Source organism: Flavobacterium daejeonense DSM 17708 (assembly GCF_000425425.1).
GTDB classification, from domain to species: domain Bacteria; phylum Bacteroidota; class Bacteroidia; order Flavobacteriales; family Flavobacteriaceae; genus Flavobacterium; species Flavobacterium daejeonense.
Genome location: NZ_AUDK01000004.1, coordinates 203,475 through 221,443 on the forward strand (window position 1 = coordinate 203,475; position 17,969 = coordinate 221,443).

Below are 17,969 nucleotides of genomic sequence, written 5' to 3' on the forward strand. Positions count from 1 at the left end.
CATAATATTTTGCTAAAAAAGGCTCCGTTTTTAAGTTGAAACGGAGCCTTTTTTTTATGGTTCTTTGGGAGGATTAGAGGAAATATCATTTAATTTTTAGAGTTTTTTTTAAAATAGTTTAGATTTTTTTTAGATTTTAATGTAGTTGTTAAGTCCCTTAAAATAAGAGAAAAACAAAAAATGGTCGATAAGTTATACTGTTTGAATCATAGGTTATACACTGCTTTTTTTTAAATCTATAATATTGTAATGCTATTATCATCATTATGGTAAAATTAATGATTAAAAATTATGAGTATTAAAATTATTAACCTGTAAAAAATAATTAAATGTAAAAAGAACTAAAATTTCATTACCAATCATAATTCACCAATTTTAAGGGTGAATTAATAACAAAAACTAATTAACTAAATCAATTAATAACGAAAAAAAACAATTCATTATGAAAATAAATGTTTTGAATAAAACCGAATTATGGAACAGGCTCAAACCATCCTTGGTTTTGTCTTTTCTGGTTTGTGTTTCTTCCCAAACGTATGCAGCAAATAATGGGAAATTAAATCTGGCTGAAAAATATGCTTTAAATACTCCTCAACAGCAAATTACAATTAAAGGGAAAGTAGTTTCTGCTGAGGATAAAATGGGAATTCCTGGTGTAAACGTAAATATAAAAGGAGTAAAAGGAGGAGTGAGTACAGATTTTGACGGAGGTTTTTCTATTAATGTATCTTCTCCAAATGCAGTACTGGTATTTAGTGGAATAGGACTTAAAACTCAGGAAATTAAAGTTGGTACTCAAAAAGTAATAAATGTAACAATGGCGGCTGATGTTTCTACATTAAATGAAGTTGTTGTTGTAGGTTATGGTACCCAGAAAAAAACAACATTAACCGGTGCTGTCGAAGTGGTAAGCTCAAAAGTATTTGAAGATCGTGCGGTTACAAATGTTGGATTGGCATTGCAAGGACAATCACCGGGTTTGGTGGTTACCAGAACTTCTTCCAGACCGGGAAGTGAGGGACTGAATATTCAAATTCGTGGTTATTCTTCTATCAATGGGTCTTCTCCATTAGTTGTTATAGATGGGGTACCGGCAATAAGTGATCAGGCTTTCTTGAATATGAACCCGGATGATATTGAAAGTATCTCCGTTTTGAAAGATGGATCGGCTGCTATTTATGGTTCCCGTGCCGCTAATGGTGTTATCTTGGTAACTACTAAAAAAGGTAAAGGTGAAGTTAAAATTACTTTTAATTCTAATTTCCGATATGTTACTAATGGTTTAACGAAATTTTCTCCTAGTATGAATCAATATGCCACTATGTGGATTGAGGCTAATAAAGAGGAGACTAAACCTAATTGGTGGATTTGGGATAATGAAGAAAATTTAATAAAATTACAGCAGGGTGTTGAAGGCGCGTATCATTTTAGTGCATTTCCGGGTAGAGATTTCTTTATATACAATGCTAACAGAATTAAAGAATTGTTTGGTCCACGTTTTTCATATCAACATAATTTAGCTATTTCCGGAGGAGGAGATAAATCTAGTTATAGATTATCTGCTAGTTATGCGGATAATCAGGCTAATTTGTTAACAGCTTATGATGGGGAAAAACAGATGAATGTTCGTTTTAGTTATGATTATAAGATAACGGATAAATTAAAATTAGAATCAAACGTAAGTATTAATAATATTAATAATTCTAAGCCTTCCAGAGGGTTAGGAAATATTCTTTATTCGTTTGATATGCCATTTTATCCGGCTAAAAACCCTTATGGTCAATGGAATGCGCCTTTTAATGGTGTTGATGCTGGTGCTGTAAAAAATTCAGCAGCCGCAACTTCAGATGGGGGTAGGAATATTAAGAAAACATTAACAGGACGTATAGATTTAAAGGCAATATATGATATTGGAAATGGTTTTTCATTTGAAGGTTTGACTTCTATTCAGAATGAACGAGTTGATAAAGAATTTTATGTTGTCCCTGTTCAACTATATAATTGGTATGGTAACCCTACATTTAATGCTTATCAAACGGATGGGGCAAATAATGTATATTCAACAAGTGCTGAATCTAAATATTATTATTATTATCAGGCGTTAGCACGTTATAATAAAACTTTTAATGGCGTCCATAATGTTTCGGTTATGGCGGGGGTAAATGGTGAAAAATTTACTTCACAAGGTATAGGTGGAACACGTCTTGGATTTACGGATTTAGGTGTTTATGATATTAGTTTAGCTCCTGCTGAAGGACAAACTAATGGAGGATATAAAACTCTAAGCGGGCGCTACTCTTACATTGCCAGACTAAATTATAACTATGATGAAAGGTACATTGCTGAGTTTATTGGCAGAAAGGATGGTAATTCACGTTTTGGCACAGGTTATAAGTTTAAAAATTTCGGGTCTGCTCAATTAGGGTGGGTGTTTACAAAAGAAAAATTCTTAAAATCTCTTGATGGTATTGTCGATTTTGGTAAGATAAGAGCAACTATTGGTAGTACAGGTAACGAAGCTAAGGATTTACGAGATTTTGAATATCTTTCTCTTGTGGGAATTGGGAGTGGAGTAATAGGGCAGGCACCAACACAACAAACAGCATCTTATTTGGAGAATAATGGAATATACAGTCCGACACGAACTTGGGAAAAAGTAGTGCAAAAAAATATAGGTATAGATCTTGGATTTCTTAATAATCGTCTGACCACTACATTTGATGTTTATCAAAAAGAAAATATTGGAATGTTGATAAATATTGTATATCCATCTGTTTTAGGAGCTAATTCACCGAAAACAAATAATGGAAACTTTAATAATAAAGGTTGGGAGTTTAGAGTAGGTTGGAAAGAAATAAAAAAGGATTATGGATATAATATGTCTTTTAATATTGGTAATTCAACAAGTAAAGTATCTGGTGTCTTAAATGGTGATAGTTATGGTGCAGGACAAAACGGTGTTGTTAATGGTTATGGGTATAAACCGATTTTTGTTTATAAAACCGATGGTTTCTTTAAAGATCAGGCAGAAGTTGATGCGTATTATGCAGCTTACGGAGGTAATGGAGATTTAGCTCAATTACAACAAACTAGTCCGGAAAAAACTTTACGTCCTGGTGATACTAAGAAAGTTGATGTAGCTGGTACAGGAATTATTACTGGTTCAGGTAATAAATTAAGTTCATTAGTATATGCGGGAGATTCAGCATCTCATTATACATTTGGTATTAACCTTGGAGGTAATTTTAAAGGATTTGATATTAATACATTTTTTCAAGGACATTTAAAACAAAATGTAATGCGTACAGGATATATGGCTTATCCGTTTAGAGCCTTATTTACTAATCAAAATCCGAGATTTTTGGGAAAAACATGGACCGAAGAAAATCCTAATGCAGAGTTTCCTCGTTTAACAGTTAATCCAACACGTGCGGCTTGGAATTATGCTAATAATGATTTTATGTTGCAAAACAACCGTTATATCCGTTTGAAGACTTTAGTGGTGGGTTATACTATTCCTGAAAGAATAACAAAAATTATGAAATTAGATAAAGTTAGATTTTATTTCTCAGGTAACGATTTATGGGAAGCATCTAAAATTAAAGATGGATTTGATCCGGAAGCTCAAGATAATGCTACTGATGGAGAAAATGCAGGTTATCCTTTTGGACGCACATGGTCTTTTGGTGTAAATATTGGATTTTAATAATTTAAATGAGAGAAGATGAAAATAAATTTAAAATATATAGTTTTTACGGGCCTTTTTTTGGGGATGATAGGATGTCAGAATGATTTTATAGACCTAGATCCACCAGCACAATATACTGATGCAGTTTATTTTAAAAATCCGAGTGATTTTAAAGCATATACACTTAGTTTATACGGAAGCTTGCAGGGATGGAGTTTTGGAAACTGGGATACTAATTCGGATTTGTCTGCGAACGCTAATAGTAATGGATATGATATTGGGCATGGTACGATTGGATCAGCAGGGATTGATTGGGGAGGATGGTATGGTACTATCCGCAGTAGCAATATCTTATTAGATAAAGCAACTGAATATGATAGTTCTAAAGGGGATATACGTCAATTTGTTGGAGAGGCTTATTTTTTTCGTGCCTATTCTTATTTTGGCTTATTAAAAACTTTTGGAGGTGTACCATTAATTACTACAGTACTTACTACTGATTCACCTGAATTGTATGGTTCTCGAAACAGTCGCTATGAGGTTTTTGCACAAATTTTAAAAGATTTGGATAAAGCTATAGCTAATCTGCCTAATGAACAGACATTAGCAAGTGCGGATAAAGGAAGAATAAGCAAAGGTGCAGCTATGGCTTTAAAAGCACAGGCAGAGTTGTATGAAGCTACCTGGGAAAAATATGTAGGTCAGGGTCCGGATGGAGATGGAATTACAGAAGGTGCGGGTACAGCAGGATATGACCCTGCTAATGCAGCTATTTATTTGGCAGATGCTTGGGCAATATGTGAGGAAATCATGGCAGACTCAGCTTATGAATTGTGGAACAAGAATGCCGATACTAAGATGACTAACTTAAGTTCTTGGTACTTATTCAATTTGGAAGATTCAGGGTCTAATCCGGGAGGTTATGATAAATCAACAAATAAAGAATTTATTTTGTATAGTGTTTACGATTATTTACTTAAGCAGTCAAGGATTAATATAACTTGGACTTCGTGGCAATTGTATCCAAGTAGGAAATTTGTTGACATGGCGGTATGTACCGATGGTTTACCGGCAGATAAATCGCCTTTGTTTCAAGGGTATCACACTGCTGACGGTGAATTTAAAAACAGGGATTTACGTTTACTAAATTATTTATATGCATCTACTACAGCGCCAAGTTCAGTTGGTTTAGCATATGGAGTTTTGGGATACAGTGGTTACGGAAATTCGAAATATGCCGTGTATGGTTTTGGTGATCGAAGAAAAGATAATACGGAATCAGCTAACTGGCCTATTATTCGATTGGCAGAGGTGTACCTAACATATGCTGAAGCATTATACGAATTAAACGGAAGTATTACTGATGCGCAATTGAACGCTTCAATCAATAAATTAAGAGCTCGTGCTGGTGTCGCACCTTTAACTAATGCTTTGGTTTCAGCTAATAGTTTAGATATGAAAGAAGAAATCAGAAGAGAACGTTGTGTGGAACTTTATCGTGAAGGCAAACGTTTTGACGATTTGAAACGTTGGGGAATTTTAGAAGCTTCATTAAATCCTTCACGTTTGGGTAGAGTAGTAGGTAATGCTTCATATACTACGCCTTTTAAAGACGCATCTGGTAATGCAACTAGTTCTTATCAGCCTAATACGTATGTATATGGTGAAGAGCAAGTACAGACTGCAAAAGGGATGTTAGAATGTGTGGTAATTGACAGTAAGTTGAATCATTCTGTAGCTCCTAAACATTATTTGTTTCCTATTTCCCAATACCAAATGGGGATAAACAATAAGTTACTTCAAAATCCGGGCTACTAGTAGCCAGAAATTTGATAGACCTTGCAGGGTTTATAGCTGTAAGGTCTATTTATAAAAATAGTAATTATGAAAAAATATCAATTTAAATTTTATCGGCTACTTATACCAATACTAATTTTAAGTGTGGTATGTATTGTAGAGATGGGATGTTCAAAGTCGTCTTCTGTCGAGGAAGAGGATGCTATAATTACTCCTACTCCAACTGTTAATGTAATTGAGACTTTAGATGTTTCTGTTCCTATGAAACATGTGGGAGGTATTCATACTGATGCAGATTATACCAGAGTAAAAGCTAAATTGGAGGCTGGAACAGAACCATGGACATCCGGATGGAATAAATTAATAGCCAATTCGCATGCACAATCTACTTATTCTCCGAGTCCAGTTGAAAAATTAATAAGAGGAGGAAAATCAGCGGAGGAACCAGATCCGGATAATTATAGCCGTGCTATGAATGATGTGGCGGCTGCTTATCAACTGGCATTGCGTTGGAAGATAAGTGGAAATGCTGTTTATGCTCAAACCGCTGTAAATATTCTTAATGCATGGGCTTCAACTTGTACTCGTATTAGTGGGGATTCCAATGTGGCTTTGGCAGCAGGGATTTATGGATATCAATTTGCTATAGCCGGAGAAATGCTGAGAGGCTATCCGGGTTGGAACGTAAATGATTTTGCCGCATACCAACAATGGATGAAAGATGTTTTCTATAGTTTGAATAAAGCCTTTTTAGAAAGTCATTGGGGAACATGCAAATCGCATTATTGGGCCAATTGGGATTTGGCTAATTTAACCTCTGTATTGGCCATAGGTATTTTAACAGATGACAGAGCTATTTACAATTATGCGATTAATTATTTACAAAAGGGAGACGGCAATGGTAACTGGTATAAGGCAATAAATCATGTTTTTAGTGGGGATAATCAAGGTTTAGCCCAGATTCAGGAAAGCGGACGGGATCAGGGACACGCAACATTATGTATTGCATTAATGGGACATATTTGTCAGTTAACATGGAATCAGGGAGATGATTTTTATGGATTAGACAATAATCGCTTTTTAAAAGCTTGTGAATATACAGCAAAGTATAATGTAGCTCGACTTAATGTTCCTTTTACAGAGTACACCAGAAATTATAAGGATGCCTGGAGTGTATGTGGAGGAGTGGAAACGCATACACAGGTAAGTAGCGCAGGTCAGGGAACGGTGCGTCCTATGTGGAGTGGTCCTTATTTTCATTATACAAAAATTAAAAAAGTCTCGGAAAATTTAGCAAAATATACCAAATTGGGAGTAACCAGTACGACTCCGGAAGGAGGAGGTGGTGATTATGGTCCGAACAGCGGTGGGTTTGATCAATTAGGATTTGGAACACTGATGTACACTTTGGATTAATCTTAATAATTTAAATAGATATTATATAATAGAATAAAATTTTAATGAAAATTATGAAAATATTAAAAATTAATAGATCAATCATTATAGTTTTTATAATGATTTTAAGCTTGTCTTTTTTTACCGCATGTGAAGAAGGACCTGTTTTTAGAATTGTTGAATATCCTGAGCAAACAGCGACAGGAATAGATCAAACTTCTGGATACCCTGGTATTAATGTTGCCATAACCGGAACCGATTTTGGAACTTTAAAAGGAGCTGTAAAAGTATATTTTGGAGGTGTTCTGGCAACGAATGTAGTTTCTTGTGAGGATACTAAGATAGTAGTACAAGTTCCTGCTAATGCAATTTCCGGAGATGTAACCTTACAAGTATGGAAACATACTAATGAAGCCTTTGCTCAATTTACTGTTTTTCCTGCACCGGCAATTAGTACGGTAGTTTCAAGTAACACAAATAGTACTGTTGCGTTTCCTGAAGTTGATATTGTAACTATTAAAGGAGTTAATTTTGGTACTGACGCATCAAAAGTAGCCGTTAGTTTTAATGGTACTGCTGCCACAATACAAACTATTGCAGATGACAAAATTACAGTTTTAGCTCCGGCTGATTATGCTACTGGTTATGTTAGCATTACAATAGGTGGTTTAACGATTTCAGGAACAACTGCGATTATTAATCCAACGGCACCAGGTGATATTACGCCATATTTTATGAGTAATACTGGAGTTATGGATGCAAAAGGAGGAGGCTTTGTACGTAGTGCTTATGATGGAAGCAGATGGGGAACGCTTGCAGCTCCTTGGATAACAAACGCTGCCGGATTAAATAAAGCAGGCAGGGGAGGATATGGAAGAGAGCAATGGAATGGGCGTGACGGATTTATTTGCTGGGAAACTTGGGGTAATACACCTGTTGTTGACGGAACAATCTATCAGCCAACGTCTATGGCTTTACCGGCAGGGAACTATACGCTGACACTTAATTATTATGGGGAAATTCAAACGGATTCTTCGGTACATTTAGTGGTTGCGGCAGGAGGAAATGGTATTCCTCTGTTGGCTGATATTTCGACAGCCTTAGCATCAGTTATGCTTTATAATGGAACGACTATTGGTGATACCAAGCCAAACTTTGGAGGAGAGGTAACCCTTGATTTTGAACTGCAAACTTCGAAGGTAGTTTCGATAGGGTTCTTAGGGAACATGAAAGGCAGGGATACAAAAGGGAATTACTTTTTAGGAAAATGGGTTAAGTTGGTTAAAAACTAGTTTAATTTTAAATAAGTGCAGGGGCATTCAAAAAGCGCCTGCATTTATCTTGTCTTCCGCGCATAATTTTTTTTTTACTGTGATAAACAATAATTAAATAGGGAAGGTTTTATTTTTTAGGTTTTGGGACTTTATTGTTTACCTTAGAGTAGTTTTTTTTGCTTGATCAATAAGTCTTGATATGTTAACAATCCATTAGAGATTGAAATCTAATGGTTTTTTTTAAAAATATGGGGGCCAGAGGAATAAGTTAACAATTCGAAGAATCAAATTATTTAGCGGTAAAGGTTAGAGTGATGGTATCGATTTAATGTCCTGTTCGGATGTTGAAATCGATAATGTTTTTATGAGGAATTCGGATGATTGTATTACTATTTATGGACATCGTTGGGATTTTTATGGAGATGCCAGGAATTATTTCATTCATAATGCTGTCTTATGGGCAGATGTTGCATATCTAATTTAATGAAAATGTAATGATAAAAGTTGTTGTTCCAACAATTTAATAAGAATTAAAAATGTCACTAAAATGAAAAAGCTCAATTTTTTAAAATACATATTCATAATCGTGGGGGTTGGATTGCTTACGACCACTTTTTTTCTACTTTATAATAATTATAAATTTTTAGAAACAGCTATTATATCTCAAGGCACAGTTATAGGTTTTGAAAAATATCGCAGTTCTGACCATTCTGTTTTGTTTAGACCAATAGTTAAATTTATTGATGAGAAAGGGCAAAATGTTGAGTTTGTATCTAATTCAGCTAATAGTCGTCCACAATATCATGTTGGTGAAAAAGTAGAAGTTATATATAATTCAATAGCTTCAAATGAAGCTAAGATAAATAGTTTTTTTGAAATTTGGGGAGTAGCTACCGTAACCGGAATAGGGAGTGTTGGTTTATTTATTTTTGGTTGGTCCAATTATGTTTTTGACAAAAAGAAAAGAGATCTTCTGCAACACCTAAAACAAAGTGGAACAACAATTGAAACTAATTTTCAAAGTGTAGTAATGAATAATAATTCCTCTACTAAAAATAGCCGTAATTATTATCAAATAAAATCACAGTGGCAAAATCCAGTTACGTCAAAAATGCACGTTTTTACTAGTGACTACATTTATTATGATCCAACCGACTGTATAAAAACTGATAAAATAAAAGTTTTAATTGACAGGAATGATCCTAAAAAGTATTCGGTTGATGTATCTTTTTTACCAGAAATGGAATGATTTACTAACCGAATAAAAATGAATTAAAAATCCATTTATTTTGAAATAATTACAAAATCGGATAGCGAAAAACGGTTATATGCGAATACGAAATTTAATATAATCAATGATCTTTTTTTATACCATTTGATCTGCCAAAATTGTTTTTTTTAAAATACAATTTTGGCTTTTTTTTTTTGTAATGGTCGGAACTTTTGTTCTGTTTTTAATCCAACTTTCATTTGGATTTTGCATTATGAAGTAAAAAAATATTACTTCAATACCTCCAATTTAGATACATTCATTACTCATAAAATAAAAGCTTTGAGGTTATTAAAAACGCAGTTTTTTTAATAATAAAAACATATTGTAAAAATTAACTGCTTTTTTAATGAGATATATTTAGTAAAGAACTATAATTTATGCTATATGAACTATAATTTATATACAAAACAAAACATTCAAATTAATTTTAGCAAATAAATAAACGAATAAAGTACAACGTAAATTATTTGTTAACAATCGTTTAATTGTAAATTAAAATTAAGTTGTGTATGGTAAATTAAAACTTTAAAAAAAATATTCTAAGATGTTTTTTGTAGAACTAATTTTAGAGTAAAAGAGTCTTCTAGTGTAGAAAAACTCCTAAAAATAGATACAACCCTAATTAATCTTTCTTTTCTTTTATTAAGATTAAAAATAAGTATCTAATTCAATATTAACTAAATAACTAATCAATGAAAAACAAGTACTCTATTTTTCTCTATGGGATTTTGTTGCTGATTCTGGGGTTTACCCAGCAAATTTCAGCACAACAAATGTTTGTACATCCTGGGATACCCTTTACTCAATCTGATCTGGATCAGTTGAAGGTCAATATTACCAAGGAACCCTGGCTTTCGGCTTACAATGCCTTTAAAAATGATTCAAGATCCAGACTAGACTATTGGATGCGGGGTCCGTTTGCTTCGGTGAGCCGCGCTCCAAATTTAAATAATGATCAATGGAAGAGCGATATGCAAGCCATCCACAATCTGGCATGGATGTGGTGGTTTACTGGTGATACAGCTTATGCCCAAAAAGCCACTAATATGCTAGATGCGTGGGCAGTAACCAATACTAGCTGGGGCGGCAATGAGAATATGCTGGATATTGGCGACTATGCTCATTACTGGGCTACAGCTGCCGAAATACTCCGCTATACATATCCTGGCTGGACGCAAGCCAATACAGATCATGTTGAAAAATATTTTTCTGAGGTGTTGTTCCCAGCTTCCTGGGTGCCTTATCCGTTACGCGACCAGAACAAAGGAGCTATTCAGTTGAAAATAGCTTTGGCTGCATCCGTATTTTGTAATGATGTCACCAGATTTAATCAGGCTGTGGAAGTTTATAGAATGGACGCTGGCGGTGGTATGCGTAACTCGCTGCCAAATGGTGAAGTTGGAGATACCGGTCGTGATGACCACTGGCGTGTGCAGGCTGCAGCTTTGGCCTGGGGAGCAGAAGTTGCCTACAAGCAAAACGTAGATATGTTTTCGGAGTTAGACAATCGGGTATTGGCAATCGGTGAATTGTATCATAAATATGCTTTTGACGGTGCAAATATGGAATTTATCCCCTTCGGAGGTTATGCTACATATTGGACTAATTGGGGGATTCAACCTGGGGCAAGAGTGGGGGATATGACTAATCTTATTTATAGTGCTTATAATGTTCGTAAGGGAATACCAACCCCTGATACCGACAGGATGAGAGCAGCTTTGGGTGGAGCAGGTGGTGATTTCTTGTATCTAAAATCCTCAGATGCTTCTACAGCAGTTAGTTTACCTCCTGTATATTATCCTGCTGATTATGTGCAGCCGGTAAGTAACCTTACTAATATAGATATTGGCAATCCTGGATTGACAGGCAGTTCTTCTTTCAATAATGGGATATGGACACTCAAATCTGCTGGGACTTCAACTTCTAATGCTTTTAGTTTCAATTTTAAAAAAGTTAGTGGTGATGCAGGATTAGTCGTGAAAGTTGAAAATATGTCGCTAACAACTGGTGGATGTGGTGTTATGTTACGTGAATCTCTGGCACCTGATTCCCGCTTTTGGGATATTTACCTTGGTGCTAATGGAGGAGTTGGCAGGCATTGGCAGCCTAAGGCTCCCTGGTGGTTGAAAATTGAACGTGTGGGTACCCGCATATTTACGTATCATTCACAGGATGGTATTCATTGGACTAATATTGGTTGTGCCTATTCTGCTACTGGTTTTCCAAATGATTTGTATGCAGGTTTTTATACTGTTTCAAATAATTCGTCGGCACAAAATATAGCCACTTTTAGTAATGTGGGATATAGTCAAACCGCACCAGTCGGAGCTCCAGAGATTAGTAGTGCTACTACAGCCACGGCTACTATTGGTTCGTCTTTTAGTTATAACATTATTGGTAGTGCTAATCCATCTTCTTATAGTGCCAGCGGGTTGCCGGCAGGTCTTAGTCTTGACACCACTACCGGAGTTATTTCGGGTACAGCAACTGAGTTAGGACAAAGTGAAGTTACTATAGCAGCTACCAATGCAAATGGAACAGGAACAGCCACTTTAATACTCAGAGTGATTAATAGTGAAGTACCTGCTGCACCTTCGAACTTATTGGCAAGCATTGTTAATTCTACACGGATTAGTCTTTCCTGGGCAGCTACTTCAGGTGCTACCAGTTACACTGTAAAACGTTCACTTTCAGCTGGCGGTCCATACAACATTGTACAATCAGGTATAACAGGTACATCTTATGTGGATACAATGCCGGAACCAGAAGTAAACAATTATTATGTAGTGACGGCATTGACAGGAGAATTGGAAAGTGCAATTTCTAATGAGGTTTTTGCATCAGTTCCACCGGCAGTTCCATCTAAACCTATTGTGGTAAACAAAGACCAACAAATAGATTTAAGCTGGGAACCTGCTTTGGGGGCTATAACCTACAATGTAAAACGAAGCACAGCTATGGGCGGACCCTATACTACTATTGCTTCTGTTACGTCTAATGTTTACTCAGACATCAATCTTACTAACGGAAATGCTTACTATTATGTAGTTTCTTCAGTTGGTAATACCCAAGAAAGCGGAAATTCACCAGAAACTTTCGGAGTTGCTGGTTCAAATACTGTTACTTGGAGTCCTACCCCGCCATCAGCAATCTGGAATCAAGCCTCTAACTGGGAAGAAGAGGTAATCCCTACAAGTCCAGCTATAATCACTTTTAATAATTCAACAGAAAGCACTTTGACCAATGATATGTCAGGTTTGGAAGTTTCCAGAATACTTTTTGGTTCTGATGCCAACTCCTATACCATTGGAGGAAATGAGCTTACTTTGAAAAGTGATTTAGTTAATAATTCATCAAGTTATCAAATCATAACTACGCCTGTGAATCTAAACACCCAATTGAACGTGAATACCAATACAGAGGGGATAAGTCTTTCAGGAGTTATCACTGGTACGGGAAGTTTGCTTAAAACAGGAAGCAGACTCCTGTATATTTCAGGAGCTAATAACTATTCTGGAGATACAACCATTAACGGAACAACCGGTGGTTGGCCTCCACAAAATGGAATCGGGATATCTGGCACCGGAACGGGAACTCAAAGTGTACCAACTTCAGGGCCGTTAGGAACTGGAAAAATTATCATGAATGGAGGTACATTATACTCTGAGTCTGGAGATGCTACCATTTATAATGATATTGAAGTTACAGCAGGAAAGAGAAGTTATATGTATGAAACCAGTTGGGCATTGAACCTAAGAGGAAGACTTATTGGTAGTGGTACATTGGAACACGATGGAAATACCTATGCCGGTTTGCATCTTTTTGGAGATAACAGCGAGTTTACCGGTACATTTATATCAAAATTACGTAGTGGTAGTCAGAGAGTTCGTTTTGAAGTACCTCAGTCGGGAAGTGCTAAAGCACATTGGTTACTAGATGCTAATGGTGTTGATTGTCATAGTATTCAGTTTCAAAATGGGACGTTGCATTTTGGCGGACTTTCAGGAAGAGGTTATTTGCGTAACAACGTGGGGGGTTCACCAATAATCAGTATCGGTGCCTTAAATACCAATTGCTATTTTTCAGGTACTTTTGCAAATTTTCTTAACGTAGAAAAAGTAGGAACCGGAGACTTGGGTTTTGGTGGAAACCATACTTATGGGGGTACTACCACGGTAAAAAAAGGAAGATTCCTTTTAGCTAATAATCCAACTTCGGGTGTTTTTGTCAGCCCAATAATTGTAGAAGAAGGAATATTTGCCGGAACAGGAAAAAGTACAGCTCCAGCCACTATCGGAACCGGATCGGGACCAGGTGCTGCCCTTGAACCAGGATATCTGGGAATAGGTACACTTACAATTGGAGCACTTACCATGAAAGCTGATGCTACTTTTAAGGAAGAAATTAATCTGGATACTGCCATAGGAGACAAAATCAATGTAACTAGTGTAAACTTGCTTAACAGTCCAAAATTAATCATAACCAGTATTGGAAGTACATTACCATCTGGAGCAGCATATACGCTTATTGATAATATAGGGACAGAGGCTATAACAGGAACCTTTATGAATTTACCCGAAATGGCCTTACTTAACATAGGTGGTTATGATTTCCGTATTACGTATAAAGGAGGTGATGGAAATGATGTACAGTTACTAGACGAACGTACGTTGCCAGTTGTCATTACCAGTGCCACTACAGACATAACTCTCATTAACAAGCCTTATAGCTATACTATTACAGGTATCAAATCACCGAATAGCTTTAATGCCTTGGGACTTCCTGCAGGTTTAAGTATCGATAGTACTACAGGGATAATATCGGGGACACCTACAGAATATGGTGTTTTTCAAGTGGTTTTAACTGCTTCTAATGGAACTACGACTGGTACGCTAACTTTAGCTTTAACAGTACAGGATATTGTAGTAAGCAATCTTATGGTTGCATCAGGTGATGCTAAAAATGTTGTAGAATGGAATGTTATTCAGAATTTCAGCTATAACATCAAGCGTTCAACTACTTCTGGTGGTCCATATACTACCATCGGAACTGCTACTGGAACAAAATTTACCGATACGGATATTATTAATGGAACCACTTATTATTATGTAGTTTCTTCTGTTGATACTATTGGGGAAAACCCTAACAGTACTGAAGTTGTGGCAACACCTAATATCGGACAAATCAGTTACCTGAAATTTGACGAACAAACAGGAACACTTGCTATTGACAACTGGGGAGCAAATCATGGAACATTGGCTGCTACAGCAAGTCGAAGTGAGGGTAGAATCGGAAACGCACTTAAACTGGACGGAGGAACTAACTCTTATGTTAGCCTTCCAACCGATATAGTTAGTACATTAAATGATTTTACCATATCATCATGGGTAAAAATGGATGCTTTAGCTAACTGGATGCGTGTATTTGACTTTGGTACCGGAACCAGTAAATATATGTTTTTATCCGTTCAGACAGGAACTGTAGGTCAGGTACGTTTTGCAATTAAAAATGGAGGTTCAGAACAGGGTATGACATATAATTATGCTGTTCCTCTTAACACCTGGACTCATTTTGCAATTACTCAATCAGGAAACACCTGCAGTATGTATATTAACGGAACCTTGGTTTCCACTAATACCGGCGTTTCGATTAAACCTTCAACAATAGGCGCTATGAATCAGAATTATCTTGGCAAATCTCAATGGCCAGACCCCATGTTTAAAGGAGCTATTGATGAGTTTAAAATTTACAGCAGGGCTTTAAGTGCATCTGAAATAGCAGGAACTTATCAAAACCAAACGATCACTCTAAATCCAGTTGCTCAAAAAGCATTGAGCGATGACGATTTTAATCCGGCTACAGTAAGTTCAGGTCTTCCAGTAACTTATACAAGTTCGAATGAATCAGTAGCAAGTATTGTAAACGGTAAAATTCATGTTCTTTCTACCGGAACTGCAACTATTACTGCTTCACAAGCAGGAAATGACACTTACTGGCCAGCACAATCAAAATCACAAGTTTTGACGGTGGTTATTATAAATGATACTCAATTGACTACATTGATAGGTAAATCATTTAACTATACTTTTACTGGTAATACATCGCTAAATAATTTTACTGCAACTGGATTACCAACAGGTTTAAGCATTGATAACGTTACAGGAACAATTTCTGGAACACCTACAGAAACTGGGACTTTTACCGTGACCTTAACTGCTAGCAATGGCAGTGTTACAGGTTCGCAGACGATTTCTTTAATAGTACAGAATATTGTAGTAAGCAATGTTATAGTGGCATCTGGTGATGCTAAAAACACCATTGAATGGGATGCTATCCAGGATTTTAGTTATAATATTAAACGCTCCACTACTTCAGGTGGCCCTTATACTGTTATCGGAAATACTGCCGGTACAAAATTTACCGATACTACAGTTAGTAATGGAACTACTTATTACTATGTAGTTACTTCTGTTGATGGTGTTAAAGAAAACTCTGTTAGTGAGGAAGTTGCGGCAACTCCTAATGCAGGACAAATAACTTACCTGAAATTTGATGAACAAAGTGGAACGCGTGCTATTGACAACTGGGGAGCAAATCACGGAACATTGGCAGCCACAGCCACTAGAGATACCGGTAAATACAGCCAATCGCTTAAACTGGATGGAACAGCCAATGCTTATGCTACATTACCAACCGGAATTGTAAATACACTAAATGATTTTACCATATCAACATGGGTAAGAATGGATGCTAAAGCAAACTGGATGCGCGTATTTGATTTTGGTACTGGAACCAGCAAATATATGTTTTTAACTATTCAGGCAGGAAGTGCTAATGTTATGCGTTATGCTATTAAAAATGGAAGTTCAGAACAGCAGGTCAGCTTTAACTATAATCTGCCTCTTAACACCTGGACACATTTTGCTGTTACTCAGTCTGGAAACATTTGTACCTTGTACATTAATGGGGCAGCTGTGGCTTCTAATTCAAATGTTACCATAAAACCAATGACTATTGGTAGTACCAATTTGAATTATTTAGGAAAAGCACAATTTAACGATCCTATGTTCAAAGGTTCCATTGATGAATTCAAAATTCACAACAGGGCTTTAAGTGCATCAGAAATTGCCGGAAGTATGATGTCAACTCAAACGATTACGTTTAATACGCTTGCTCAAAAAGAAATGGGAGATGCTGATTTTGACCCTTCAGCTACAGCTTCTTCAGGTCTTCCTGTAACTTATACAAGTTCAGATACCTCGGTTGCAACTATTGTGGATGGGAAAGTGCATATTTTAGCTATTGGAACATCAACTATTACTGCATCGCAGGCAGGAAGTACCGATTACACATCAGCATCGTCGGTAGCACGAGTATTAACGATAGTGAAAAAAAATCAGACGATTGCTTTTGCTTCAATTGAAGCAAAAATAGTAGGTGATGTTGATTTTAATATTGGTGCCACAGCTAGTTCAGGATTAGCGGTTAGCTATACGAGTTCTAATCCGGAAGTTGCTATAATTGTTGACGGTAAAGTTCACATTGTTGGTGCAGGAACAACCATTATCTCAGCTTCGCAGTCAGGAGATGAAATCTACAATGCTGCAACTTCAGTTACACAACCGCTAACAGTGAATAAGCTGTTTTATGTTGATGCAGATAAAGATGGTTTTGGATCGATTACAGCTGTTTTGCTCTCTGTAAATGATGCTCCGGAAGGATATGCTACTAATAACAGCGATTGTGATGATACTAAAATACTGTATGCTGACAATGATGATGATGGATTAGGAGCGGGTAGCCCAGTAGCCTGTGGTGTAGCAAATACTAATGATTGTGATGACACGAATCCGGTACAATTAACCGCAACGATTCCGGATGTGTATGCTCTTAGTGCGACAGTTGACGAAAAAAATACTATTTATATTGGTTATGGACCAACTTCTCTTAGTATTACTGCAACTCCTTCAGGAGGAACAGCGCCCTACACTTATGTGTGGAGTACAGCCCAAACAACACAAGCAATCAATGTATCAGCTACGGGAACCTATACTGTAATTGTAACTGATGCTAAAGGTTGTCAAACATCAGCTTCTATTGAGGTTAAAACTTTAAATGTACAATGTGGTAATTCCAATGACAAAGTTATGGTTTGCCATAATAACCAGGCAATTTGTGTAAGTTCAAATTCGGTTCAATCACATTTAGATCACGGAGATAAGTTAGGTTCATGCGCCGTTGCTAATAAAGAAGCTGTTAAAAGTTTAATTACTGATGGAGATACAACTGAAGATGTTGTTGTTTATCCAAATCCTGTGACTTCTATTTTGAATGTAAAAGTGAATGAAGTTTACAGTGGCGCAACACTTGAAGTATATAATATTTTAGGTGTTAAGTTACGTTTTCAGGCATTAACAAATAAACTACAAGCTATTTCTTTAGAAGGATTGCCTTCAGGAAACTATTTGTTATATGTTTTTAACGGTCATAACATTACTATTAAAAACATTATCAAACAATAATTAATTAATACGAATTGAAT

The 17,969-nt window shown here is 36.2% G+C and carries 7 protein-coding genes; all 7 read left to right on the forward strand.

The annotated features are described in order from the left end of the window. Window positions 1-442 precede the first annotated feature (442 nt). The 7 genes from H599_RS0105480 to H599_RS0105520 all read left to right on the forward strand — a co-directional run bounded on the left by H599_RS0105480 (window position 443) and on the right by H599_RS0105520 (window position 17,949). Complete coding sequence (locus H599_RS0105480; protein ID WP_026713210.1) at window positions 443-3,706, forward strand: SusC/RagA family TonB-linked outer membrane protein; 3,264 nt, start codon at window positions 443-445, stop codon at window positions 3,704-3,706. An 18-nt stretch (window positions 3,707-3,724) separates the two neighbouring features. Continuing rightward, window positions 3,725-5,506: a RagB/SusD family nutrient uptake outer membrane protein gene (locus H599_RS0105485; RefSeq protein WP_026713211.1), complete on the forward strand. Its 1,782-nt coding sequence runs from the start codon at window positions 3,725-3,727 to the stop codon at window positions 5,504-5,506. A gap of 66 nt (window positions 5,507-5,572) precedes the next feature. Next, window positions 5,573-6,901 (forward strand): alginate lyase family protein, encoded by a 1,329-nt coding sequence (locus H599_RS0105490; RefSeq protein ID WP_026713212.1) that lies wholly within the window; start codon window positions 5,573-5,575, stop codon window positions 6,899-6,901. 53 nt (window positions 6,902-6,954) lie between these two features. Continuing rightward, complete coding sequence (locus tag H599_RS20255; RefSeq protein ID WP_162174248.1) at window positions 6,955-8,172, forward strand: DUF5013 domain-containing protein; 1,218 nt, start codon at window positions 6,955-6,957, stop codon at window positions 8,170-8,172. A 310-nt stretch (window positions 8,173-8,482) separates the two neighbouring features. After that, window positions 8,483-8,638, forward strand: coding sequence for a hypothetical protein (locus tag H599_RS21400; protein ID WP_211253740.1), 156 nt, complete (start codon window positions 8,483-8,485; stop codon window positions 8,636-8,638). 63 nt (window positions 8,639-8,701) lie between these two features. After that, entirely contained in the window at window positions 8,702-9,403 is a 702-nt protein-coding gene (locus H599_RS0105510; protein ID WP_026713213.1) for a DUF3592 domain-containing protein, read from the forward strand. Window positions 9,404-10,119: 716 nt separating this feature from the next. Then, window positions 10,120-17,949 (forward strand): LamG-like jellyroll fold domain-containing protein, encoded by a 7,830-nt coding sequence (locus H599_RS0105520; RefSeq protein ID WP_081810516.1) that lies wholly within the window; start codon window positions 10,120-10,122, stop codon window positions 17,947-17,949. Window positions 17,950-17,969 lie beyond the last annotated feature (20 nt).